This window comes from Corallococcus sp. EGB (genome assembly GCF_019968905.1).
Lineage (GTDB): Bacteria > Myxococcota > Myxococcia > Myxococcales > Myxococcaceae > Corallococcus.
In genome coordinates, this window is the sequence record NZ_CP079946.1 from 4,469,491 (window position 1) to 4,493,747 (window position 24,257).

A 24,257-nucleotide genomic window follows, 5' to 3' on the forward strand; every position below is an offset into this window, starting at 1 on the left:
ACCTGGGGTGACTTGACGCTGGGGCCTCCGGTCGTTAACGCTAGGACCGTGCGTTTCACGTCCATGCATCACCACCATGCGCATCATCGGCCGGCCCATGACGGGACCGTTCGCCGCGCGCATGCCTGGGTGACGCACTAGAACGCACCCACTCCCGGCAGATGCCGCAGTGACCGAAGGCCCGTCCCCCCAGGACGGGCCTTTTTTCGTTTCCGCCCCCGCCGCCCCCCGAGCCCCTCCATGTTGAAGATTGCCCTGCCCAACAAAGGACGTCTGTCCGAGGAAGTGCGCGAGCTGTTCAACGACGCGGGCCTGGAGGTGCGCGCGCGAGGAGAGCGCGCCCTCACCGCGTCGCTGGGCGGCGAGTTCGAGGCCATCTTCGTCCGCGCCCAGGACATCCCGGAGTTCGTCGCGGACGGTGCCGCGCACGCGGGCGTCACCGGGTGGGACCTGGTGAACGAGGCCGGGCGCGAGCTGGAGTCGCTGATGGACCTGGAGTTCGGCCGCTGCCGGCTGGTGGTGGCCGCGCGCGACGACAGTGGCATCTCCCGCGCGGAGGACGTGAAGGACGGGATGCGGGTCGCCTCGTGCTTTCCGAGGCTGACGCAGACCTTCTTCCAGCAGCGCGGGCAGAAGGTGACGGTGGTGCCGGTGAGCGGCGCGGCGGAGATCGCCCCGCACCTGGGCATCGCGGACATCGTGGTGGACCTCACGTCCACGGGCTCCACGCTGAAGATGAATGGCTTGCGAGAGGTGGCCACCGTGCTGGAGTCCAGCGCCCGGCTGGTCGCGTATCCGCGCAACGGCGTGGAGGCGCGCCGGGCGCTGGAGGAGCTGACGCAGGCGCTGGGGTCGGTGCTGGCCGCGCGCGGGCGGCGCTACCTGATGGCCAACGTCCCGAAGACGTCCCTGGCGCAGGTGCGCGAGGTGCTGCCCGGCCTCAACGGCCCCACGGTGGTGGACGTGATGAACGGGGGCCACTTCGTCGCGGTGCACGCGGTGGTCTCGTCGCGGAACCTCTACCGCACGGTCAACGCGCTGAAGGCGCTGGGCGGGCAGGGCATCCTCGTCACGCGCATCGAGAGGTTGATGGCATGAGCGCATCGGTCCTCAAGTATCAGGGCGCGCTGTCCGCGCTGGAGCCCGAAGCGCGGCGGCGGTTGCTGGCGCGCACGGGAGAGTCGGATGCGCTCGTCGCTTCACGCGTCCAGACGCTGATTGCCCGCGTCCGGACGGAAGGCGACCGGGCCCTCTTCGACTTCGCTCGGGAGTTCGACCGCGTGGAGTTGACGGCGCTGGAGGTTCCTCGCGCCCGGTGGAGCGCGGCGCTGGGGTCGATTCCCTCCGAGGTGCGTGAGGCGCTGACCCGCGCGGCGCGCAACATCGCTCGGGCACACGCGGCGCAGCGGCCCCAGGCCCTCGAGGTGGAGACGGAGCCCGGCGTCATCGTGGGCCGCCGGCCGGACCCGCTGAGCCGTGTCGGCGTATACGCCCCCGGCGGCCGGGCGGTGTACCCCAGCAGCGTGCTCATGGGCGTGGTCCCCGCGAAGGTCGCGGGCGTGGGCGAGGTCATCGTCTGCTCACCGCCGGGACCGGACGGCCTGCCGAGCGCGGGCGTGCTCGCGGCGGCGGCGCTCGCGGACGCGGACCGGGTGTTCGCCTTGGGGGGCGCGGGCGCGGTGGCCGCGCTGGCCTATGGCACCCAGAGCGTTCCGCGCGTGGACCGCATCGTTGGACCAGGCAATGCGTACGTCGCGGCCGCGAAGCTCCAGGTGGTGGACGCCGTCGCCATCGACGCGCCCGCGGGCCCGAGCGAGATCCTCGTGGTCGCCGACGCGAGCGCCCGTCCGGAGGCCGTCGCGCGCGAATTGCTGGCCCAGGCGGAGCACGACCCGGAGGCGTGCTGCGTGGCGCTGGTGGTGGGGGCTTCGCTGGCGCTGGCGGTGCGGGACGCGGTGGAGCAGCAGGCCCGCGTCGCTCGGCGCGGCGACATCGTCCTGACGGCGCTGGGGAGCCGGGGCGCGGTGTTGCGCATCGACTCGCTGGAGGAGGCGTGGCCCTTCGTGTCGGACTTCGCGCCGGAGCACCTGTTGCTCGCGACGGCGCGGCCCTCGGAGGACCTGGCGCGGGTCCGCAACGCGGGCACGGTGTTCGTGGGACAGCGCGCGTCGGTGGCCTTCGGGGACTACCTCACCGGCGCGAACCACGTGCTGCCCACGGCGGGACTGGCCCGGGCGTACTCGGGGCTGAGCGTCTTGGACTTCTACCGGTGGACCACGTGGCAACGCGTGACACCGGAAGCAGCGGCGGCGATGGCGGACGACGTGGGAACGCTGGCGGACAGCGAGGGCCTCTTCGCCCACGCGGCCGCGGCCCGGGCCTGGAGGATGCCGTGATTCCGTTTCGCGACACGTATCGGGACATCCCCCTGTACTCCCCGGCGAAGAAGCCGTGCCGGGTGGACCTGGGTGACAACACCAACCTCTTTGGCGCGCCTCCGTCCGCGGAACGCGTGCTGCGCGAGGAGGGCCTCCTGAGGTTGGCCCGCTATCCCGCCAGCTATGCGCCGGACCTGAAGCGCGCCGTGGCCGCCTACGCGGGCGTCGCGGTGGAGAACGTGACGACAGGCTGCGGATCCGACGACGTCATCGACTGCGCGCTGCGGGCCTTCCTGGAGCCTGGGGATGTCGTGGCCTTTCCGGATCCCACGTTCGTGATGGTCCCCATGTTTGCCCGGTTGAGCGCGCTCAAGCCGGTGCCCGTGCCGCTTCGGTCAGACCATGACGTGGATGTGGAGGGCCTGCTCGCCACGGGCGCGAAGCTCTTCTACGTGTGCACGCCGAACAATCCGACGGGCACCGTGGCCTCGCGCTCGGCGCTGGAGCGGCTGGTCGATGAGGCCCCGGGCGTGGTGGTCATTGATCAGGCCTATGTGGAGTTCGCGCGGGACGGAGACTTCCTCGACCTGGCGCGGACGCGGCCCAACGTCCTGGTGACGCGCACGCTGTCCAAGGCGTTCGGGCTCGCGGGCGTGCGGGTGGGGTGGGGCGTCGGGGCACCGTCGCTGGTCGCGGAGGTGGAGAAGGCCCGAGGCCCCTACAAACACACGGTGCTGGGTGAAGCCCTGGCCGTGTCCGCGCTCACGGATGACGTGCCCTGGATGGAGGCCTGCGCGGCGGAGGCGGTGGAGAACCGCGAGCGGCTGCGTGGCGCCTTGAGGGCACTGGGGCTGGAGCCGCTGCCATCGGAAGGGAACTTCCTCCTCGTCCCCGTGCCCGATGCCCGGTGGGTGGGGGAGGCGCTGCGGGAGCGCAACGTGAACGTGCGGGTGTTCGAAGGGCTCACGGGCGTGGGCGATGCGCTGCGCATCGGCTGCGGCCCCTGGCCCTTGATGGCTTCGGCGCTGAAGGCCCTGAAGGAGGTGCTGTGATGCGGGTGACCCTGTTCGACTACGGCGCGGGCAATCTGCACTCGCTGACCAAGGCACTGGCCACCACGCCCGGCGCGGACGTGCGCGTGCAGGAGGAGCCACTGCGCGCGCTGGAGACCGACGTCCTCGTGCTGCCCGGCGTGGGGGCGTTCGGCGCGGCGGCGGCGCGGCTCGATCCGGGGCGCGAGGCGATGCGCAGGGCATTGGATGAAGGCCTGCCGTGCCTGGGCATCTGCCTGGGCATGCAGCTGCTCTTCGAGGAGAGCGATGAGGGGGCAGGGCAGGGACTCGGCTACTTCGCGGGCCGGGTGACCCGGCTGGCCGCGCGGCATGTGCCGCAGATTGGCTGGAACGACGTGGACGAGGACCGGGCGCTCCAGTCCGCCCGGTTGTCCACCGTGTACTACGCGCACAGCTTTGTCTGCCGTGCCGTGGATGCGCGAGAAGTGGTGGGCTGGACCACCCACGAGGGCGACCGGTTCCCCGCCTCCGTGCGGCGAGGCAACGTGCTGGGCGTGCAGTTCCACCCGGAGAAGTCCTCCCTCGCGGGCGTGCGCTTCGTGCAGGCGTTCCTCCAGGAGGTGTCCCCGTGATTGCCATCCCGGCCATCGACCTGCGGGAGGGGGCCTGCGTGCAGCTCGTGGGAGGTTCCTATGAAGCGGAGCGCGTGCGCGTGAAGGATCCACTGGACGCCTTGAAGCAGTGGCTCACGCTGGGCTTCCGCACGTTCCATGTCGTGGACCTGGACGCGGCGCTGGGCAAGGGCTCCAACGCGGGCGTGGTGGAGCGGCTGGTATCGCATGCCCCGGGCCTCACCTTCACGGTGGGCGGCGGTGTTCGCGATGCGTCGCGCGTGGAGGCGGTGCTCGCGGGCGGAGCGTCCTCGGTCGTCGTGGGGACCCGCGCCATCGAGGACCTCGCCTGGCTCACGGAGGTCTCCGAGCGCTTCCCGGGCCGCGTGGTGGTCGCCGCGGACGTGAGGGGCCGCGAGGTCGTGACGCGCGGTTGGACGTCCGGCAGCTCGCGCGACATCCGCGACGTGCTGTCCTCGCTGGAGCCCCTGCCCCTGGGCGGACTGCTCGTCACGGCGGTGCACAAGGAGGGACAGCTGGGCGGCGTGGACCTGCCCTTGATGGAGGAGGTCGCCCGTTCGAGCCCGCACCGGCTCTACGCCTCCGGTGGCGTGACGACGCTGGAGGACCTCCGCGCGCTGTCGAAGGTGGGGGCCGCTGGAGCCGTCGTGGGCATGGCGCTCTACACAGGTCGGTTGGATGCGCGCTCGGTCGCGAGGGAGTTCACGTCATGAGCACCGTCACGACGGTGGTCCGCGAAACGAAGGAGACCCAGGTCACGGTGGAGCTGGCGCGTGGGACGGGCGTGGCCCGCGTGGACACGGGCCTCAAGTTCTTCGACCACATGCTCGCCACCTTCGCGCGCTACGCGGGCCTGGACCTGACCCTGCGGGCTCGCGGCGACCTGCGCCACCACCTGATGGAGGACGTGGCCATCACCCTGGGCACCGCCGTCCAGCGCGTCATCCCCGCCACCGCCGCGCGCTACGGCGAGCGCACCCTGCCCATGGACGATGCCCTGGTGCAGGCGTGTCTCGACGCGGGCGGGCGCTTCTACTACCGGGGCCCGTTGAAGAGCCGCCTCTATGAGCACTGGATGCGGTCCTTCTGCGAGCACGCGCGCATCTCGCTCCACCTGCGCGTGCTGCGCGGCCGCGACAGCCACCACCTCACCGAGGCGGCCTTCAAGGCGCTGGGGCTCGCGCTGCGCGACGCGATGGTGGACTCCGGCGTCGTCTTCAGCATGAAGGGCAGCGTCTCCCTGGAGGTGAAGTGATGCTCCGCCGACGGATCATCGTCTGCCTGGACGTGAAGGGCGGCCGCGTGGTGAAGGGCGTCCAGTTCGAGGGCCTGCGCGACGTGGGCGACCCGGTGGAGCTGGCCCGGCGCTACGAAGAAGCCGGCGCGGACGAGGTGACCTTCCTGGACATCTCCGCGAGCGCCGAGGAGCGGCAGACGCTGTGGGACCTGGTCCAGCGCACCGCGGAGCGCCTCTTCATCCCGCTCACGGTAGGCGGGGGCGTGCGCACCGTGGACGACGTGGGACGCGCGCTGCGAGCCGGCGCGGACAAGGTGAGCATCAACTCCGCCGCCGTCGCCACGCCCGCGCTGCTCACCGGCTGCGCGGAGCGCTTCGGCGCCCAGTGCGTCGTGGCCAGCATCGACGCGAAGCGGGAGGGTGACCGCTACCGCGTCTATACGCACGGCGGAAGGCGGCCCACCGACCTGGACGCCGTGGCCTGGGCGAAGGAGTGCGTCCGGCGCGGCGCGGGCGAGGTGCTGCTCACCAGCATCGACCGCGATGGGGCTCGCACGGGCTATGACCTGGAGCTCACCCGGGCGGTGGCGGAGGCGGTGGAGGTCCCCGTCATCGCCTCCGGGGGCGCGGGCCGCGCGGAGCACGTGAGTGATGCGTTGACGCTCGGCGCGGCGGATGCGGCACTCGTCGCCGGTATCCTCCACGACGGCCTCACCACGGTGGGCGCCTTGAAGTCCCTGTTGAACGACCACGGCATCGCCGTCCGGAGCACGACATGAACGCCGACCCGCGAGACTTGATGGAGGCCGCCGCCGACGTGGCGCGCAAGGCCGGTGACGTGGCGCTGGATTTCTTCCGGCGCGGCATCGCCGTGGACACCAAGAGCGATGGAACCCCCGTGACGGTGGCGGACCGCACCGCCGAATGGACGGCCCGCGAGTGGCTGGAGGCGCGCTTCCCCCAGGACGGCATCCTGGGCGAGGAGTTCGGCGAGTCGCGTCCGGGCGCGAAGCGCCGGTGGATATTGGACCCCATCGACGGCACGAAGACCTTCATCCGCGGCGTGCCGCTGTGGGGCACGCTGGTCGCGGTGGCGGAAGGGGAGACCATCCTCGCGGGCGCGGCCTACTTCCCGGCCGTGAACGAGCTGCTCGTCGCGTCCCCGGGCCTGGGCTGCTTCTGGAACGGATCCGCGGCGCGCGTGTCGGATCAGGACTCGCTGGCCCGGTCCGTGGTGCTCGTCACCGACGAGCGCTTCCTCCAGAACCCCGCCAAGGGCGCGGCCTGGCGCGAGCTGTCCCGGCAGGCGTCCGTCTCCCGCACGTGGGGCGACTGCTACGGCTATCTCCTCGTCGCCACCGGCCGCGCGGAGGTCATGGTGGATGAAGGCCTGTCGCCCTGGGACGCGGCGGCCCTGCAGCCCATCATCGAGGAGGCCGGCGGCGTATTCACCGACTGGAAGGGTGCTCGCACCGCGTTCGGCGGAGACGGCATCGCGACCAACGCGGCGCTGGCCGAGCGCGTGCGCGAGGTGCTGCGCCCGGGAGTCCAGCCATGACGCTGGACCTCTCCGGGCTGAACTTCGACAAGGGGCAAGGGCTGGTGACGGTGGTGACGCAGGACGCGAGCACCGGCGACGTCCTCATGGTGGCGCACGCCGACCGCGAGGCGCTGGAGCGCACGCTCGCCACCGGTGAGATGCACTACCGCTCCCGCACCCGCGGCCTCTGGCACAAGGGCGCCACCAGCGGAAACACCCAGCGCGTCGTCACCCTCACCGCGGACTGCGACGGCGACGCGGTGCTCGCGCGCGTGCGCAAGGCCGGCGCCGCGTGCCACACCGGCGAGGAGACCTGCTTCGGCGAAGGCCGCTGGGACGCGCTCGCGCGGTTGGACGCGACGATCGCCGCCCGCGCGGCGGGTCCCCATCCGGAAGGCGCGAAGCCCAGCCACACGCGGCGCCTGCTGGAGGACCGCAACCTGCGCCTGAAGAAGCTGGGAGAGGAGGCCGCGGAGCTCGTCACCGCCCTCGCGGACGCGGACCGGCACCGCGCCGTCGAGGAGGCCGCCGACGTGCTGTTCCACGTGCTCGTCGCGGTGCGTCCGCTGGGGGTGACGCTGGATGAGGTGAAGGCCGTCCTCGCCGCCCGCGCCCGGCCGAAGGTGCCCTGAACTCCCAGGATACCCGGGCGTGTCAGGTGCGACCCAGGTGCAGTTGTCCAATCCCACTGCATCCTCACAGCGTGGCTGGCACACAGCCACGCCAAAGGTGCAGGCGTGTGTCCGCTACTCTTCAACCGCCTCTGTGATCCTGGTACAGATTCCAGCCTGCGACACGGGCCGTGCCCGACGAAGCGGCCCCGTCGTCATCAGCGTTCGCATCCCGGAGGCTTCGTGTCTGCCACGTACCAATCCGAACTCATCGACCGCGTCCTGTTCTCGCGCTGGCACAACCCGCCGACGAAGGACGACGTCCAGGCCATCATGGCGCAGATGGAGGACGCGACGCAGCGGCTGGGACAGAACGTGCTCTACATCGCGTCCATCAGCCCGAAGGCGAAGGTTCCCGACGCGACCGAGCGCGCGCACCTGAACCAGATGGTGGCCGAGGGCCGCCGCTACTGTGAGCAGTCCTGGCTCGTGTACGAGGGCACGGACCTGCAGCACAACCTCCAGCGCGTCATCATCTCGGGCGTGCTCATCCTCACGCGCACGTTCGACAACTACCTGTCGGTCGCCAAGTCGGCGGACGCCATCGTGAAGGACGTCTCCACCGCCCTGAAGAAGGACGCGGCGCCCATCTTCCGCCAGGCGCGCGAGCGCGGCCTCATCGCCTGAGACCCACGCGGGCGACGTCGGAAGCCCTCCGACGCCGCGTGCGTCGTGGCGCCCGAGCTACCGGGCGCCGTTGATCTCCAGCTCCTTCAGCTCCACCCCCGGCCGCTCCGGTAGGACGCTCACCGCGTCCACGTCGAGCAGGGGGACCGCGGGCTTGCAGATCTCCCACCGGCCCGTGCCCTGGAAGCGGCACACGGTGGGATCCACGAAGAAGCCCTTGCCGTCCGGCTCCGCGTGCCCCACGCCGTCGGGAGCGCGGATGTGCGCCCGCAGCGAGCCCGGCCCCGTGGCCTGGACCTGGAAGGACACCGCGACCTTGAGCGCCGGCGCGTATGCGAGCCGCAGCGTACCGTCCGAGCCTGGGCCCGAGCCCGCGTCCGCCATGGGCAGCTTCACCCCGGACAGCTCGTTCCGGTCGACGGCACGGAACGCGTCCCCGGGGCCCGTCTGCTGATCCGGCTGGATGGGCTGCGTCTCCACCGCGCCCGCCGTGTAGGGCGCCGCGAGCCGGGGCGCGCGCGGGCCCTGCTGCACCGCCGCCGCGTTCACGAGCGACAGGGGCACCTGTTCCGTCCGCACGCACGTGGGCGCCAGTTCCTCCAGCAGCGTCAGGAGCGCCGGTTCCACCACCTCACCCGTCACGGCGGCGGGCCCCACGGCTAGGCGCGCGAGCTCCTGGCAGGCAGTTCCCAGGGCGGGCCCCGCGCGCTCCAGGCCCCAGCGCGCCTCCGGCAGGTCCGGGGTCCCCCGTCGGGCGGCCTCCCGCAACGCGCGCGTCACGGCCTGGCCGCAGGGGTTGTTGGCGGGGGCGCAGCGCTCGCACAGGGTGGCGAGCATCGCGCGGGGCGGGCCGTCCGCCTCCGAGGGGGGCTCGCGGGAGGCCAGGTCCGGGCCCCTGGCGCAGGCGGCGGCGGGTGGGGTGAGACAGTCGCCGAGCTGGCGGCTCGCGTCGCTCCAGGCCGTGCCCGCATCCTCGCCGGTGCCGCCGTCCGAGGAGAGGAGGTCCCCCAGGACGGCGTCCAGGCCGCGGCACGCGGCGGGGCCCAGGTCGGGCGGGGTGAGCTTCACCGGCGTCGCGCCCGGCGCCTGCCCGGGGGCCCGCGGCGGGGGCGGGGCTTGATGCGACACGTAATAGAGGCGCGCGAACGCCAGCAGCGCTACTAGCATCAAGAGAAGCGTGTGGAGCGGGAAGCGACGCACGAGCAAACTCCTTGATTCCAACCGGGACCGGGGGTTATCAGCGCCCGCGAGTTCCATCCGCAAAAATGACCGGAGGCGTGTGTGGCTGAGACTTTCGACGTGGTGATCATCGGCTCGGGTCCTGGCGGCTATGTGGGCGCCATCCGCGCGGCCCAGCTCGGGCTGAAGACGGCCATCATCGAAAAGGACAAGCGCCTGGGTGGCACGTGTCTGCACCGCGGCTGCATCCCCACCAAGTCGCTGCTGTGGACGGCGTCGCTCTTCCACCACATCAAGGAGTCGTCCGACTTCGGCATCGACGTGGCGAACCCGACCGTGAACTGGGCCAACGCCCAGAAGCACAAGGACAAGGTCGTCACGAAGGGCGCCAACGGCATCGACTTCCTGATGAAGAAGAACAAGATCACCGTGGTGAAGGGCCACGGCCGCATCGCGGGCAAGGGCAAGGTGGAGGTCACGGCGGAGGACGGCTCCAAGCAGACCCTGGAGACGAAGAACATCATCATCGCCACGGGCTCCGTGCCCAAGTCCCTGCCGAACGTGGCGGTGGACCACAAGCGGGTGATGAACAGTGACTCCATCCTGACCATCGACCGCATCCCCAAGAGCATCATCGTCCTGGGCGCGGGCGCGGTGGGCTGCGAGTTCGCCTCCGTGTTCAACCACGTGGGCAGCAAGACGGCCATCGTGGAGTACATGCCCGCGCTGCTCCCCATCGAGGACGCGGACATCTCCAAGGAGCTGGACAAGATCTTCCGCCGCCGCGGCATCGACGTGCACACGGGCTCGGCGGTGCAGAAGGTGGAGCACACGGCGGACGGCGTGCGCGTCACCATGACGGTGGGCAACGAGACCAAGACGCTGGAGGCCGAAATCCTCCTGTCGGCGGTGGGCCGCTCGCCCGTCACGGACGACGTGGGCCTGAACAAGACGGCGGTGCAGGTGGACCGCGGCTTCATCAAGGTCGACACGCTGTGCCGCACCAGCGAGCCCAACGTCTACGCCATTGGCGACGTCATCCCCACGCCGATGCTGGCCCACATGGCCAGCGCCGAGTGCGTGATGGTGGTGGAGCACATCGCCGGGAAGAACCCCGCGCCCATCAACTACGACCTGACCCCGTCCGCCACGTACTGCTACCCCGAGGTGGCGTCCGTGGGCCTCACGGAGAAGAAGGCCAAGGAGCGCGGCTACGACGTGAAGGTGGGCATCGCCCCCTTCGGCGCCGTCACGAAGTCGGCCATCTCCAACGAGTCGGTGGGCCTCATCAAGATCGTCTCCGACAAGAAGTACGACGAGGTGCTGGGCATCCACATCATCGGGCCGCACGCCACGGAGCTGCTCGCCGAGGCCTGCGTCGCGATGAAGCTGGAGATCACCACCGAGGAGCTGGCCCACACCATCCACGCGCACCCGACGCTCTCCGAGATCATGCACGAGGGCGCCGAGGCCACGCTGGGGCACCCGCTGCACTTCTAGCGGGCATGGCGGCCCGGCCGCTTCTGGCCGGGCCCGCCGTAGAGCGCCCCCAGTGAGGCCGCCAGCGCGGCCAGCCGTTGGCGCAGCGGTTCCGGGGCGAGCACCTCCACGCCCGCCCCGATTTCGCACAGCTGGGAGACCGCGATGGCCTCCCGCTCGAAGTCCAGCGTCACCTTCCGCTCTCCGCCGCGTGCCGCGGGTGCCTGGTCCAGGCGCTCACTGTCGGCCGGGGGACGGAGCCTCCGCAGCGCTGCTTCGCCTTCCGGGGTGCAGGCCAGGGTGACGTCGTAGCGCGGGCGCGCGGTGGCGAACTTCGCGCACCAGTCCTTCCAGAACGCGGGCAGGTCGAAGCCCGGCGGGCGGGTGAAGCCCTCGGGCCGCAGCCGCACGTCTCCAATGCGCCCGCCCCGGAAGACGCGCGGCCCCTTGTCCGTCCCGGCGACGAGGTACCAGCGGTCCGCCTTGATCACGAGCCCGTAGGGGTCCACCGTCCGGCGCGAGCGGGCGCCTTCGAAGTCCTGGTAGCTCAGCGACACGCGGCGGTCCTGCCAGGCGGCGTCGCGCAGCTTGCCCAGGTGCGGCAGGGGCTCGCGGCCGGTGAACCAGCCGGAGGCGTCCACGTGGAGCCGCTGGCGCGCGTGCTCCAGCGCGGGTTGCTGGAGGGCGGGGAGGGCCGCCGCCAGCTTCACCAGCCCCGTGCGCAGCGGCGTGGACAGGCCCAGGTCCTCCAGGGCCCCGTGGGCGCCCACCGTGGCCAGGGCCTGGAGCTCCGGACGCGTGAGGCCGGTGAGCTGCGTGCGCCAGCCCTCCATCAGCGCCACGCCGCCCGCGGCCCCTCGCGTGGAGTAGACGGGGACGCCCGCGGTGGAGAGGGCGTCCAGGTCCCGGTGCACGGTCCGGCTGGAGACCTGGAGCTCGCGCGCCAGCTCGCCCACGGTGCTGCGGGGGCGGGACTGGAGGCGCATCAACAAGTGGACGAGGCGATCCGCGCGCATGGGTCCTCCGGCCTGGAAGCGAGGTGCAGCCTGGACCGGCAATCATGACAGGGGTTGTCAGGATTGGGCGTGCAAGGTGGCGCGTGAAAGGGGAGCACTGACATGAAGCCACTCGAAGGACAGGTGGCCCTGGTCGCGGGAGCGACTCGGGGCGCGGGCCGGGGAATCGCGACGATGCTGGGGGCGGCGGGGGCCACGGTGTACTGCACCGGGCGCAGCGTGAGGGGGAACCTGGCGAGCGGGGCGTCGCGGCCGGAGACGATTGAAGAGACGGCGGAGCAGGTGACGGCGCTGGGTGGGAAGGGCATCGCGGTGCGGGTGGACCACAGCGTGGAGGAGGAGGTGGAGGCGCTGTGCCAGCGCATCCGCTCCGAGGCCGGGAAGCTGGACGTGCTGGTCAACGACATCTGGGGCGGGGAGACGCTGCACGAGCTGGGCTTGCCGTTCTGGAAGCAGTCGCCCGCGAAGGCGCGCCTCATGTTCGACCGCGCCGTGTTCACGCACCTGGTCACCAGCCGGCACGTGGTGCCGTTGATGCTGGAGCGCGACCGGGGCCTCATCGTGGAGGTGACGGATGGGGACTCGTTCGGCTACCGGGGCGGCGTCGCGTATGACGTGACGAAGATGGCGGTCATCCGGCTGGCCTTCGCGATGTCGCGCGACTTGCGCCGCACGCACATCACGGCGCTGGCGGTGACGCCGGGGTTCCTGCGCTCGGAGGAGATGCTGGACGGCTTCGGGGTGAAGGAGTCCAACTGGCGCGACGCGGTGAAGATCGTCCCGGACTTCATCGCGTCGGAGACGCCGGCGTACGTGGGCCGCGCAGTGGCGGCGCTCGCGGCGGATCCGCACGTGCACCGCAGGGCGGGGCGCGTGGTCGCGTCGTGGACGCTGGCGCGCGAGTACGGCTTCACGGACCTGGATGGCTCGCAGCCGCACTGGGCGGAGTACTTCGAGCGGACGTATGGGAAGCCGTATACGGTCGCGGACGACGCGGCCTATGCGTCGTGGCTCGGGGGCTCCATCGAGATCGTCTGTCCCGACTGGCCCCGCTACTGAGACGCACGGTGCATGCCCCTGGAGGCCATGCGAAGCGCTATGGTCTGACGCGAGAGGTCGCGCACATGGCCAAGGGGCACCGCAGGAACGACGAGCCGGATCGGATCGACGAGACCCGGGTCGCACCGCTCGACGACGACCTGGACGAGACCGAAGAGGTCCGGACCGAGCAGACCCAGGTGCCGGCCTCCGCCCAGCGCGACGCCGCGGAGGCCGCTGCCCGGGCCGCAGGAACTCCCGGCCGCAGGACCTGGGGCAACCAGAAGCGGAGCGCGCCCCCCACGGCTCCGCGTGTGCCTGAGCTCACGGGCCTTGAGCCCCGGATGGCACCGCCGCCCGTGCCCGATGACGACGAGCCCGCCCTGGAGACCCGCGTGGACGGGCTCACGCCTCCGCCTCCGCCCCGGATGCGGGGAGAGGACGACGCGGGCCCCTGGAAGGAGGAGGAGGACGAGGGATACGCCGCGCCGGAGACCGCCGTGCGTCCGTCGCGTGAGGACGGCCGGGGGCGCGCGGGCGAGGGCGGGCGCCCGCCGCGCGGAGGTGCACGCGCGAACGGGCAGGGCGCGCCGGAGGTGGCTCGTCCGGGGCGCGCCGTGACTCGCGAGGAGGGACAGGGCCTGCCGGAGATCGTCCGCCCGGGTCGAAATGGTGCTCGCGAGGAAGGGCAGGGCCTGCCGGAGATCGTCCGCCCTGCTCGGCCCGGTGGCCCCGCGCGGAGCACCGGCAAGGACGGCGGCGCGAGGGAAGAGGACTTCGCGCTGCCGGAGATCATCCACGCGGGCCGTGGCGCCGAACTGGATGGCGCTCCGTCCGAGCCTCCTCGCAAGGCCAGTCAGCCGGTGCTCTTCGCGCCGCTTCCGTCCGCGCAGGCCGCCAGCCAGTCGGAGGCAACGCCCGAGCTGCGCACGATGTTCGCCACCCACTCCGCGCTGCTCGCGGAGCGCCTCAAGGCGGAGCTCCAGCACAAGATCTACGGCCGCACCCCGCACCGCATCCTCCGCGTGGACGAACCCGAAGGCCCCAGCACCGCGGGCGGCAAGCAGGCCCGTCAGGCCATCTCGCTCGTGGACCGCAAGGGCGCCGCGCCGGCGCTCGTCGTGGGCTGGGTGGACGTGGCCAAGGGACAGGCCGTGCTGCGCAACTTCGAGGCCGTGGCGAAGCGCTACGAGTTCCAGCACGGCGCGCCGCTGGAGCTGGCCCCGGAGGAATACGAGAAATTCCTCACGGACGTGGACGAGGTGCTGCGCACCGCCGCCATCCAGGTCCGCATCCTCGTGCCGGACGAATCCGCACCCACCCGCGCGACTGTCGGCCAGCAGGCACCTCGCGCCACCGGCGTCGCCGTGCGCTGGGTGATGCTGCTCATCATCGCGGCCTTCCTGCTGGGGCTCGGCGTGGGCGCCACCCTGCTGCGCGGCGCGTAGGGCCCGCCACTGTCCAGTGCGCGAAGGGCCCTTGCGCACAGGTGCAATGGCCCGTCCGCCGCGGCCCTTCCACCTTGGTGTCTCCATGTTCCGGCTGGAGGCACCCATGGCGTCATCCTTTCGCCGTTCCAAGTCCCGCTGGCGCAAGCTGCTGGGCGGCTGCGTCGTGTCCATCGCCCGTGTCTTCGCGCCCGACTCCGTGCTCGCGGACGGCCCCCCGGTGATGGATGTCCGGCCCCGCTACGGCCGCGTTCCCGTCCCGGTCCGGAACTCTCAAGCGCTCGGAATCCGAGGCGGGGAGCCACGCCTCCCCGGGTGAGGCAGGAGTGACTGCAGGGCGGGATGCCCCATGGTACGGTGCCTGCGTCATTTTTCAGGGGGAGACAGTCACGAGCTCCCGCCCTGGAACTCCGTGAGCCCCACCATGCGCAGACTCTCCCTGCTGGCCCTCTGCCTCGCCGTCGCCACCGCGTGTTCGCGCGGCGACAAGGACGCGAAGGGCGGCCCCTCGGAGACCGGCACCGCGCCGGCTTCGTCCTCCAAGTCCCCGGGCCTCGCCGTCGAGCCGCTGCCCGAGCCTCCCGCGCTGAAGATCGACGCCCAGGACGCAGCCGCGCAGGGCCCGCTGTCCATCGCGGCCGCGCGGCCGCAGGGGCAGGTCTACGGCAACGCCCGGCCGACCGTCACCTTCACCAAGCCGATGATCGCCCTGGGCTCGGTCGCCGCGGAGCGAGGCCTGGCGGCCCCCGCGAAGATTGAACCGGCGCTGGAGGGCGAGTGGCGCTGGCTGGGCTCCGCGAGCGTGGAGTTCGTGCCTGCCTCCCCCCTGAAGATGGGCACTCAGTACACGGTGACGGTGCCCGCGGGCCTCAAGGCCATGGACGGCACCGCGCTGGCGCAGCCGTACACCTTCCAGTTCGAGACGCCGCGCCCCGCGCTCCAGTCCGCGCAGCCGGAGGCGGACTTCCGCTGGCTGCAGCCGGAGCAGACCTTCACCCTGGTGTTCAACCAGGCGGTGAAGGACCTGGCGCAGCACGCGCGCCTGGCGCCCGCGATCGGCGCACCCATCCCGCTCACGCTGGTCAAGGCGACGCCGTTCGCTGAGGTGAAGGAGGTGCAGGTGGGCAGCGCTCCGGAGCGCAAGTCGCAGGACCGGCGCGTGAAGTACGAGCTCAAGCCCGCGCAGAAGCTGCCCACCGGGACGCAGTTCTCCCTGGTGGTGGACGGTGAGCTCACGGGCACGGACGGCCCGCTGCCCATGGGCGAGCCGCTGAGCTACGCGTATGCCACCTACGGCGCGCTCAAGGTGGAGTCCGCGAGCGCGTGCGTGTTCACCTGGGGCGACGAGGCGTGCTCCTACGGCCCGCTCATCCTCTTCACGTCCAATGAGCTGGACGTGGACTCGCTCAAGGGGAAGGTGACGCTGGAGCCGAAGGCGGAGATCGACTGGGACCGCGTGCAGACGCAGATGCCCTGGTCGGGGGGAGAGCGGAAGAGCCCCTACGTGGCGCTGCCCGGCCGCTACCGCCCCGGCACCACGTACACGATCAAGGTCGCCGCCGGTTACAAGGACGTCTTCGGCCAGACGGGCCCCGCCTTCCAGGGCCAGACGAAGCTGTCGGACGTGGAGCCTTCGTTCGACTCCGGCTCGAGCGAGGCGCTGGTGGAGGCCTCGGGTGACGGCTCCATTCCGCTGACGACGACGAACGTCCCGGAGGTGCAGGCGGAGGTGTGGGCGCTGTCCCCCGCGGAGCTGGCGCAGTTCATCAACGGCAACACGTGGCCGTCGACGGTGTCCTACCGGACGACGGTGGACACCCGGGCCGAGCGCAACGTGCAGCGCACCTCGCCGCTCGACCTGCGGCCGGCGTTCAACGGGGCGAAGACGGGCCTGTTCCTCGCGAAGCTCGATGCGCCGGCGCTCAAGCAGAAGTACCCGCGCCGCGTCATCGGGCAGGTGACGGACCTGGCGGTGCACGCGAAGCTGGGCGCCGCCTCCGGCATCGTGTGGGTGACGTCGCTGGCGACGGGCGCCCCGGTGCCGGACGCGCAGCTCACGCTCTGGGACCAGGCGGGCACCTCGCAGTGGACGGGCGCGACGGACGCGAACGGCCTGGCGAAGGTGCCGGGCCTGTCGGAGCTGCTCAAGCCCAAGAATGAGTCCGCCTGGAGCACGCCGTGGGCCATGGTGTCCGCGCAGAAGGACACGGACATCGGCGTGACGCTGTCGACGTGGGAGGGCGGCATGTCGCCCGGCGCGTTCTCGCTGCGGAGCGCGTGGGAGGGCCGCGTCCCGGACAGCCTGGGCTTCGTGTTCGCCGACCGCGGCATCTACCGCCCCGGTGACGACGTGATGCTCAAGGGCGTGGCGCGCTACCGCCGCCTGGGCGTGCTCAAGTCGCCGCCCGCGAACGCGAAGGCGAAGGTGACGGTGACCAGCTCGCGCGGCGAGAAGGTCTTCCAGACGGAGGCCTCGGTCACGAAGTACGGCACCTTCCGCGCGGACCTCAAGCTGGGCAAGGACATGCCCCTGGGCTTCTACGACGTCTCCGCGCAGCTGAAGGTCGGCGGCGAGACGCTGAGCTACGGCGGCACCTTCCGCGTGGAGGAATACCGCGCGCCGCAGTTCCGCGTGGACGTGGCGGTGCCCAGGCGGGACGTCGCGGCCGGCGAACCGCTCACCGCCAGCGTGGACGCGCGCTACCTGTTCGGCGGCGCCATGGGCGATGCGCAGGTGCGCTGGAACGTGCAGCGCGAGAGCTCCTTCTTCACGCCCCCGGGCAACGAGTCCTTCACCTTCGGGGTGAACACCTGGTGGTGGGACGACGACCAGCCGGAGCACAGCGCCGAGTCGTTCGGCTCCGGTGACGGCCGCACGGACGCGCAGGGCCAGCTGGCGCTGTCGCTGGGCACCGCGGACGCGCCCGGCGGCAAGACGTGGGAGTACACGCTGGAGGCGGAGGTGGAGGACGTCAACCGCCAGCGCGTGGCCAACCGCAACCTCATCATCGTGCACCCCGCGGCCGTCTACGCGGGCCTGCGCACGCTCTCCACCGGCTTCGCGGAGGCGGGCAAGGAGGTGGGCCTGGAGCTGGTCGCCGTGTCGCCGGAGGGCAAGCGCCAGGAGGGCGTCGCGGTGGACGTGAGCATCAAGCGCCGCGAGTGGAAGTCCATCCGCAAGAAGGGCGAGGGCGGCCAGTGGTTCACCGTCACGGAGCCCGTGGAGACGGAGGCCGCGAAGTGCGCGGTGAAGAGCGCGGCGACGCCTCAGCCGTGCAGGTTCACCCCCGCCGAGCCCGGCCTGTACGTGATGGAGGCGGTGGCCACGGACGCAAAGGGCCGCAAGGCGACGACGCGCGACTCGCTCTACGTCACCGGCTCCGGCTGGGTGTCCTGGCAGCGCAACGACACGGACCGCATCGACCTGGTGGCGGACAAGCAGCAGTATGACGTGGGTGAGACCGCGAAGGTCCTGGTGAAGAGCCCGTACCCGCAGGCGGACGCCATCCTCACGGTGGAGCGCGAGGGCGTGCTCAGCGTGCGCCGCGTGAAGCTCAAGGGCAGCGCCACCGCGCTGGATGTCCCGCTGGGTGAAGGCGCCATCCCCAACGTCTACGTGGGCGTGGTGCTGGTGCGCGGCCGCGTGGAGGCGGCCAAGGGCATCGAATCCGGCGACGACCCGGGCCGCCCCGCGGTGCGCGTGGGCTACACGCAGCTCCGGGTGGAGAAGAAGTCCAAGCGCCTGTCGGTGGCGCTGACGCCGGACGCGCCGGAGAAGCGTCCGCGCGACAAGGTGACGGTGAACGTCGCGGTGAAGGACGCGGCGGGCCAGGGCACGAAGTCCGAAGTGACGCTCTGGGCCGTGGACGAGGGCGTGCTGCGCCTGACGGGCTACAAGACGCCGGATCCGGTGGACGCGATGTTCCAGGAGCGCGGCCTGTCGGTGCGCATCGGCGAGCCGCTCATCCACCTGGTGCTGCGCAAGCTGTACGGCGAGAAGGGCTCGCGGCCGGGCGGCTCCGGCGGCTCCGACACGACGGGCTCCGGCATCCGGTCCAACTTCAAGACGACGGCGGTGTTCCAGTCGGTGGAGACGGACGACCAGGGCCAGGCGAAGGTGGAGTTCACGCTGCCGGACAACCTGACCACCTTCCGGATCATGGCCGTGGCCGTGACGGACGCGGATCGCTTCGGCGTGGGCGAGAGCAAGGTGCAGGTGGCCAAGCCGCTCCTGGCGCTCCCGGCGCTGCCCCGGCTGGTGCGCGTGGGGGACAAGGCGGAAGCGGGCGTGGTCATCCACACCACCAACCCGGCCATCAAGGAGGCCAGGGTCACCGCGCAGCTCACGGGCGTGCGCGTGGAGGGGCCGGCGGAGAAGACGGTGCAGCTGGATGGCAAGGCCCGCGAGGTGCGCTTCACCTTCGTGGCCGAGCAGCCGGGCACCGCGGTGCTGCGCTTCTCCGTCGCGGGCGGCGGAGAGACGGACGCGGTGGAGCAGAAGATCCCCGTGCAGCTGCCCGTGGGCATGGAGGCGGTGGCCACCTACGGCGACACCACGAGCGAGCGCGTGGAGGGCCTGAAGCCGCCGGGCGGTGTGCGCCCGGGCATGGGCGGCCTCACGGTGACGATGTCCTCCACGGTGATGGGCGGGTTCGAGGAGTCCATGAACCAGCTGGTGGACTACCCCTACGGCTGCCTGGAGCAGATGTCGTCGCGGCTGGTGCCGTTCGTCGCGCTGCGCGAGCTGTCCGGCAAGTTCGGCGTGCCGTGGACCGGCGGCTCGGACGAGCAGAAGCAGGCGTTCGTGCGCGGCTTCCTCAGCGAGGACGCGCTGAAGACGCAGGGCTCTCTGGATCCGGACACGGTGGTGACGGCGACGGTGCGCAAGATCCAGGCGCTCCAGAGCCACGACGGCGGCTTCCGCTTCTGGGCCTCCAGCGAGTGCTCGTCGCCGTATGCGTCCGCGTACGCGACGCTGGCGTTGGCGCGCGCGAAGGAGGTGGGCTACCCGGTGGACGCGGCCGTGCTCGACAAGGCGAAGAAGTTCCTGGCGGACAAGGTGGCGCCGGGCGTGTGCATGCAGTGCGGCTCCGGCTGCAGCGAGATGGGGCTGGAGACGCGGGCCTTCGCGCTCTACACGCTGGCGCGCATGGGGGCGCCCCGGCCGTCGTACTACAACGAGCTGTTCGAGCAGCGGCAGAAGCTGCCGCTCTTCGCTCGGGCGATGCTGACGGACGCCATCTTCGTGGGGAAGGGCAACCGCGCGCAGGGCCAGACGATGCTCCAGGAGCTGCTCAACACGGCCCAGGAGTCCGCGGCGGGCGTGCACTTCCAGGAGACGGACGCGAGGACGTACGCGCCGCTCTGGTCCTCCGACACGCGCACCACGGCGCTGGTGCTCCAGACGCTGGCGGACGTGCAGCCGGACCACCCCTACGTGTCGAAGATGGGGCGCTACCTGGCGTCCGCGCGCGAGGGGGATGGGCGCTTCCGCAACACGCAGGAGGCGGCCTTCACGCTGATGGCGCTGTCGGAGGTGGTGCGCCGCAAGGAGACGGCCACGCCGTCCTTCGAGGCGGTGGTGAAGCTGGGCGGGCAGGTGATTGCCTCCGCCGACTTCAAGGGCCGCGACATGGCGGTGAAGACGGTGCAGGTGCCGGTGGAGAAGCTGGGCCCGGCGGACAAGGCGCAGCCCTTCACCTTCGGGGTGAACGGCACGGGCAACCTCTACTACGGGGCGCTCCTGCGCTACGCGCCGGCGCAGCTGCCGGTGGACCCCATGGACCGGGGCCTCATCGTCCAGCGCTGGTTCGAGCCGTACGCGGGCGGCGGGCAGGCGAAGGCGGCGCGCGCGGGAGAGCTGGTGCGCGTGCGCGTGCGCGTGGCCACGCCGATGCGCCGCAGCTTCGTGGCGGTGGACGTGCCGCTGCCCGCGGGCCTGGAGCCGGTGGACACGTCGCTGGCCAGCACGGCGAACCTGCCGGGCCCCGCGGGCTCCGGTCAGGAGGAGGGGCCCGGCGAGGGCTACGAGTACGAGAGCGAGGAGGACCTGTCGGAGACGGACGAGGGCAACAACTTCTGGGCGACGCGCTTCTGGTCGCCGTTCAACCACACGGAGATGCGCGATGACCGCGTGGTGTTCTTCGCTGACGAGCTGCCCCCCGGCGTGCACGTGGCGAGCTTCGTCGCCCGGGCCACGACGCCGGGCGACTTCCTGCTCAAGCCCGCGCACGCGGAGGAGATGTACGCGCCGGAGGTGTTCGGCCGCTCCGAGGGCGGACGCTTCCCGGTGCTGATGCCGGACGAGGTCGCTTCGAAGTGATGAAGCGCCTCACGCTTCGCGCGGTGGTGCGCGCCGTGGGGATCCTCGCGGCGCTCGTGGTGGCGGGCTGCGGGGTGTTCATCGCGTGGCCCCTGCCGGGGACGTTGCTGTCCCGCGAGGCGCTGTCTTCGCTGGTGCTCACCGACCGCACGGGTCACACCCTGCGCGAGGTGCTCTCCCGCGAGGACGGGCGGAGCGTGGGGCTGCCGGGGGGGCGCATTCCCTCGCGGGTGCGGCAGGCCTTCATCGCCGCGGAGGATCAACGCTTCGCGCGGCACCCGGGCGTGGACGTGGTGGCGGTGGCCCGGGCGGCGCGCGACAACGTGGCGGCCGGGCGCATCGTGTCCGGCGCGTCCACGATTCCGCAGCAGCTGGCGCGCAGGCTGGTGCCCCGGGAGCGTTCGTGGTGGGGCAAGGCCGGCGAGGCGCTCTGGGCGCTGCGGCTGACGGCGCACCTGTCCAAGGAGCGGGTGCTGCTGGAGTACCTGGACCGCGTGCCGCTGGGGAACTCCACGTTCGGAGTGGAGGCGGCGGCGCAGCGGTACTTCGGGCGGCCCGCGGAGCGGTTGTCGGTGGGGCAGGCGGCGCTGCTCGCGGGCATGGCGCGCTCTCCGGCGCGGAGGGACCCCTACCGGCGGCCGGAGATGGCCAGGGCCGGGATGCGCGACGTGCTCTCGCGCATGGTGGAGGAGGGCTTCCTGACGAAGGGGGAGGCGAAGCTGGCGGAGGAGACGCCGCTGGACCTGGTGCCTCCGGAGCGCGTGTTCGAGGTCCCGCACCTGACGACGGCGCTGCTCCAGCGGCTGCCGGAGATGGGGTTGGACGGGGCGGCGCGCATCGAGACGACCATCGACCCGGCGCTCCAGGCGGAGGTGGAGAAGGCCATCACGGAGGAGCTGCGGGGCCTGGCGCACCGGCGCGTGGGCGAGGCGGCGGCCATCGTGGTGGACAACGCGACGGGCGAGGTGCTCGCGTATGTGGGGTCCTCGGACTTCCTGGATGAGGAGAAGGGCGGGCAGAACGACGGCGTCCGGTCGCTGCGGCAGCCGGGGTCGGCGCTCAAGCCGTTCGCGTACGGGCTGGCGCTGAGCAAGGGCTTCACGCCGTCGAGCGTGCTCGCGGACGTGGAGGTGCACCTGGCGACGCCGGGCGGCGCGTACGTGCCGAAGAACTACGACCGGCGCGTGCACGGGCCGGTGCGGCTGCGGGCGGCGCTGGCGTCCAGCTACAACATCCCGGCTGTGCGGGTCGCGGACGCGCTGGGACCGGATCAGGTGCTGCGCGTGCTGCGCGAGGCGGGCTTCCAGAGCCTGACGGAGAGCGCGTCGCACTACGGCGTGGGCATCGTGCTGGGCAACGGCGACGTGACGCTGCGCGAGCTGGCGCGGGCATACCGGGGGCTGGCGCGGGGTGGGGTGGTGGGGCCGCTGCGGGAGGTGCGCGCGGCGTCCGGGCCGGATGGCTCGCCGCTGCGCATCCCGATGGAGATGGAGGAGCACCGCTTCCTGGCGGCGCGGCCGGTGGAGCTGCTCACGGACGTGCTCGCGGACGAGGCCGCGCGGGCGCCGGCCTTCGGCCTGGACAATGCGCTGCGGCTGCCGTTCCGCGTGGCGGCGAAGACGGGGACGAGCCGGGCGCACGTGGACAACTGGGCGGCGGGCTTCACGCGCGAGCGAACGGTGGCCGTATGGGTGGGCAACTTCGACGGCACGCCGATGCGCGGGGTGTCCGGCATCACGGGCGCGGGCCCGGTGTTCGCGCGGGTGATGGCGCTCGCGATGAAGGGCCTTCGCGCCGCGCCGCTGGTGGACCGGAGCCACTTCGAGTCCGCGGAGATCTGTCCGCTGTCCGGTGAGCGCGCGGGCCCGAACTGTCCCGGCGCGATGAAGGAGGTCTACCTGCCGGGCACGGCGCCGCGCCACGCGTGCACCATGCACCGGAGCGACGGCGCCCTGGACGTGGGCCCGGCATACCTCGCGTGGGCCCAGGCGGAAGGCCTGGCCTCCGAGTCGGTGGGCTCCGAGGGAGGGCCGGGGTCGCAGCCCGGCTTCATCCTGCCGGCGAACGGGGACGAGTTCCTGGTGGAGCCGCAGCTGCCCGAAAGCGCGCAGGCGGTGCCCGTGCGCGTGATGGCGCCTCAAGGGGCGACGCTGCTGGAGCTGCGCACGGACGACGGCCGCCGCATCGAGCTGCGCCCGCCCTTCGTGACGCGGCTGCCCGCGGTGGAGGGCGAGCGCCGGTTGGAGTTGTGGGCGCCCGGTGGATCCGAACCGCTGGCGGTGACGCGGTACCGCGTCCGATGAACGCGGTGGGCGTGGCCGTGCTCATCGCCGCGCTGGTGGCGGGCACGGCGCCCGGTGTCGGGAGCGCGGGCGCGCTGGTGCCACCGGCCCATCCGCATGCCCCGCCCAATTCCGCGAGCCATCCTTCCGGGCCCGACCCCCGTGCGCGGAAGCCCACGGCCGACACCCAGGTCGACGTTCGCATCCTCTCGAAGCACCAGCCCGCGCGCCTGCGGCTCGATGGCCCGCGCTCGCTGGAGGCCGTGGCTTCGGGGAACACCCTCGTCGTGGAGGGGCGCCCCCAGCCACACGCCCTGCGGCTCGACGCGGGGCGCTGGCGCGTCCGGGGCCGGGGGCTGGACCGGCGCTATGAGGCCGCGCTGTCCCTGGAGGCCCGGGACGGGGAGTTGATCGTCGTCGCCACTTTCGCGCTGGAGGACTACGTCGCCGCCGTCACCGCGAGCGAGACCGAGGTCGACACGCCCTTCGAAGCGCTGCGCGCCCAGGCCATCACCGCCCGCAGCTACGTGCTCGCTTCCGGCAAGCGCCATGACGAGGCCCGGGCCTGCGACCTCACCCACTGCCAGGTCCTTCGCGGTGAGGGCTTCGCCCGCCACCTGCGCCGCGCCCGCGATGCCGCCCGCTCCACGGAGGGCATGGTGCTGCGCCTGCCCGGTGGTGCCATTGCCCTCGCTCCCTTCCACGCCAGCTGCGGCGGACACACGTCCGAACCCGTGGCCGTGTTCGGCGCCCCGGACCTCACCGGCGCCGCCGCCGTGCCGGACCGATGCCCCGCGTCGCCCTGGCGCGCCGTCGTGCCGCGCGCTCTGGTGAGCGCCGCCGCAGCGGATGCGCTCGGAGGCCCGTCCCAGGCGGAGGACCTGCTGCTGGACCGGGACTCCAGCGGCGCGGTGGTGCGCGTCGTGGACCGCGCTTCGGGGCGCGATGCCCGCGGTGATGCGTTCTTCCGCGCGCTCGGGGCCCGCGCCGGGTGGGATCGGATCCGCAGCGCTCGCTTCTCGATGACGCTTGGCGGAGACCAGGCACTGCTCGAAGGGCAGGGCCACGGCCATGGCGTCGGTCTCTGCCAGGCCGGCGCGGCCCTGCTCGCACGGCAGGGATGGACCGCCGAACAGTTGCTCGCGCACTACTTCCCACGCGCCCTTCTGGAAACGCCGCGGGACAAGTGAACGCGGGGGCCATGATGGCCACTCGCTCGCAGTCGTCCGCGCAGGTGACGGGCCTCCGGGGGCTCTCCCACGCCTCTCTGTAAAGGGCTTACCAGTATCCAGGGGGCTCCGTATCGATTGCTCCAGAGCCCTGAGCCCCGCGCTGTCCGGTGGGGAGGTGGCTTCGCGCACCGGCCATCCCGGTGCGGAACCCAACCGGGAGGCA

The 24,257-nt window shown here is 72.0% G+C and carries 18 protein-coding genes; 16 read left to right on the forward strand and 2 right to left on the reverse strand.

The features are described 5' to 3' along the window. Window positions 1-240: 240 nt before the first annotated feature. The 10 genes from hisG (at window position 241) to KYK13_RS18755 (ending at window position 8,098) form a co-directional block, all read left to right on the forward strand. Entirely contained in the window at window positions 241-1,098 is an 858-nt protein-coding gene (gene hisG, locus KYK13_RS18710) for an ATP phosphoribosyltransferase (RefSeq protein WP_223646090.1), read from the forward strand. Continuing rightward, window positions 1,095-2,396 carry a histidinol dehydrogenase gene (gene hisD, locus KYK13_RS18715; RefSeq protein WP_223646092.1) on the forward strand — a complete coding sequence of 434 codons (1,302 nt, stop codon included), beginning with the start codon at window positions 1,095-1,097 and terminating at the stop codon, window positions 2,394-2,396. The genes hisG and hisD overlap by 4 nt, the downstream gene beginning before the upstream one ends. Then, complete coding sequence (locus tag KYK13_RS18720; RefSeq protein ID WP_223646095.1) at window positions 2,393-3,430, forward strand: histidinol-phosphate transaminase; 1,038 nt, start codon at window positions 2,393-2,395, stop codon at window positions 3,428-3,430. Before hisD ends, KYK13_RS18720 begins: the two co-directional genes overlap by 4 nt. Further along, complete coding sequence (gene hisH / locus KYK13_RS18725) at window positions 3,430-4,023, forward strand: imidazole glycerol phosphate synthase subunit HisH (RefSeq protein WP_223646097.1); 594 nt, start codon at window positions 3,430-3,432, stop codon at window positions 4,021-4,023. Before KYK13_RS18720 ends, hisH begins: the two co-directional genes overlap by 1 nt. Beyond that, the gene (locus KYK13_RS18730) at window positions 4,020-4,736 is read left to right on the forward strand and encodes a HisA/HisF-related TIM barrel protein (protein ID WP_223646099.1); all 717 of its coding nucleotides are present in this window, start codon (window positions 4,020-4,022) and stop codon (window positions 4,734-4,736) included. The genes hisH and KYK13_RS18730 overlap by 4 nt, the downstream gene beginning before the upstream one ends. Further along, complete coding sequence (locus KYK13_RS18735) at window positions 4,733-5,278, forward strand: imidazoleglycerol-phosphate dehydratase (protein WP_223646101.1); 546 nt, start codon at window positions 4,733-4,735, stop codon at window positions 5,276-5,278. The genes KYK13_RS18730 and KYK13_RS18735 overlap by 4 nt, the downstream gene beginning before the upstream one ends. Next, window positions 5,275-6,039: an imidazole glycerol phosphate synthase subunit HisF gene (gene hisF, locus KYK13_RS18740; protein ID WP_370645385.1), complete on the forward strand. Its 765-nt coding sequence runs from the start codon at window positions 5,275-5,277 to the stop codon at window positions 6,037-6,039. Before KYK13_RS18735 ends, hisF begins: the two co-directional genes overlap by 4 nt. Then, window positions 6,036-6,818, forward strand: a complete 783-nt coding sequence (gene hisN / locus KYK13_RS18745; protein ID WP_223646105.1) for a histidinol-phosphatase — start codon at window positions 6,036-6,038, stop codon at window positions 6,816-6,818. Before hisF ends, hisN begins: the two co-directional genes overlap by 4 nt. Continuing rightward, window positions 6,815-7,432 (forward strand): bifunctional phosphoribosyl-AMP cyclohydrolase/phosphoribosyl-ATP diphosphatase HisIE, encoded by a 618-nt coding sequence (gene hisIE, locus KYK13_RS18750; protein ID WP_223646107.1) that lies wholly within the window; start codon window positions 6,815-6,817, stop codon window positions 7,430-7,432. Before hisN ends, hisIE begins: the two co-directional genes overlap by 4 nt. 222 nt (window positions 7,433-7,654) lie before the next feature. Continuing rightward, window positions 7,655-8,098 carry a DofB protein gene (locus KYK13_RS18755; RefSeq protein ID WP_223646109.1) on the forward strand — a complete coding sequence of 148 codons (444 nt, stop codon included), beginning with the start codon at window positions 7,655-7,657 and terminating at the stop codon, window positions 8,096-8,098. A 57-nt stretch (window positions 8,099-8,155) separates the two neighbouring features. On the opposite strand, the gene KYK13_RS18760 is transcribed toward KYK13_RS18755, so the two are convergent. After that, window positions 8,156-9,265: a hypothetical protein gene (locus KYK13_RS18760; protein ID WP_223646111.1), complete on the reverse strand. Its 1,110-nt coding sequence runs from the start codon at window positions 9,263-9,265 to the stop codon at window positions 8,156-8,158. A 114-nt stretch (window positions 9,266-9,379) separates the two neighbouring features. Here KYK13_RS18760 and lpdA point away from each other — a divergent pair, with 114 nt between their 5' ends. Then, entirely contained in the window at window positions 9,380-10,777 is a 1,398-nt protein-coding gene (gene lpdA, locus KYK13_RS18765) for a dihydrolipoyl dehydrogenase (RefSeq protein ID WP_223646113.1), read from the forward strand. Here the strand turns inward: lpdA and KYK13_RS18770 are convergent. Then, window positions 10,774-11,772 (reverse strand): YafY family protein, encoded by a 999-nt coding sequence (locus KYK13_RS18770; protein WP_223646114.1) that lies wholly within the window; start codon window positions 11,770-11,772, stop codon window positions 10,774-10,776. The genes lpdA and KYK13_RS18770 overlap by 4 nt on opposite strands. Window positions 11,773-11,874: 102 nt before the next feature. Between KYK13_RS18770 and KYK13_RS18775 the strand changes: the two genes are divergently transcribed. From KYK13_RS18775 to KYK13_RS18795, 5 genes are all read left to right on the forward strand, one after another. Continuing rightward, complete coding sequence (locus KYK13_RS18775) at window positions 11,875-12,831, forward strand: SDR family oxidoreductase (RefSeq protein WP_223646115.1); 957 nt, start codon at window positions 11,875-11,877, stop codon at window positions 12,829-12,831. Between the two features lie 65 nt (window positions 12,832-12,896). Beyond that, complete coding sequence (locus KYK13_RS18780) at window positions 12,897-14,258, forward strand: hypothetical protein (protein WP_223646116.1); 1,362 nt, start codon at window positions 12,897-12,899, stop codon at window positions 14,256-14,258. A gap of 424 nt (window positions 14,259-14,682) precedes the next feature. Next, window positions 14,683-20,580: an Ig-like domain-containing alpha-2-macroglobulin family protein gene (locus KYK13_RS18785; protein WP_223646117.1), complete on the forward strand. Its 5,898-nt coding sequence runs from the start codon at window positions 14,683-14,685 to the stop codon at window positions 20,578-20,580. Further along, window positions 20,580-22,883, forward strand: coding sequence for a penicillin-binding protein 1C (gene pbpC / locus KYK13_RS18790; protein WP_223646655.1), 2,304 nt, complete (start codon window positions 20,580-20,582; stop codon window positions 22,881-22,883). Before KYK13_RS18785 ends, pbpC begins: the two co-directional genes overlap by 1 nt. Further along, a complete protein-coding gene (locus KYK13_RS18795) occupies window positions 22,880-24,052 on the forward strand; it encodes a SpoIID/LytB domain-containing protein (RefSeq protein WP_223646118.1) in 1,173 nt (390 codons plus the stop codon). Before pbpC ends, KYK13_RS18795 begins: the two co-directional genes overlap by 4 nt. The last annotated feature ends 205 nt before the right edge of the window (window positions 24,053-24,257 follow it).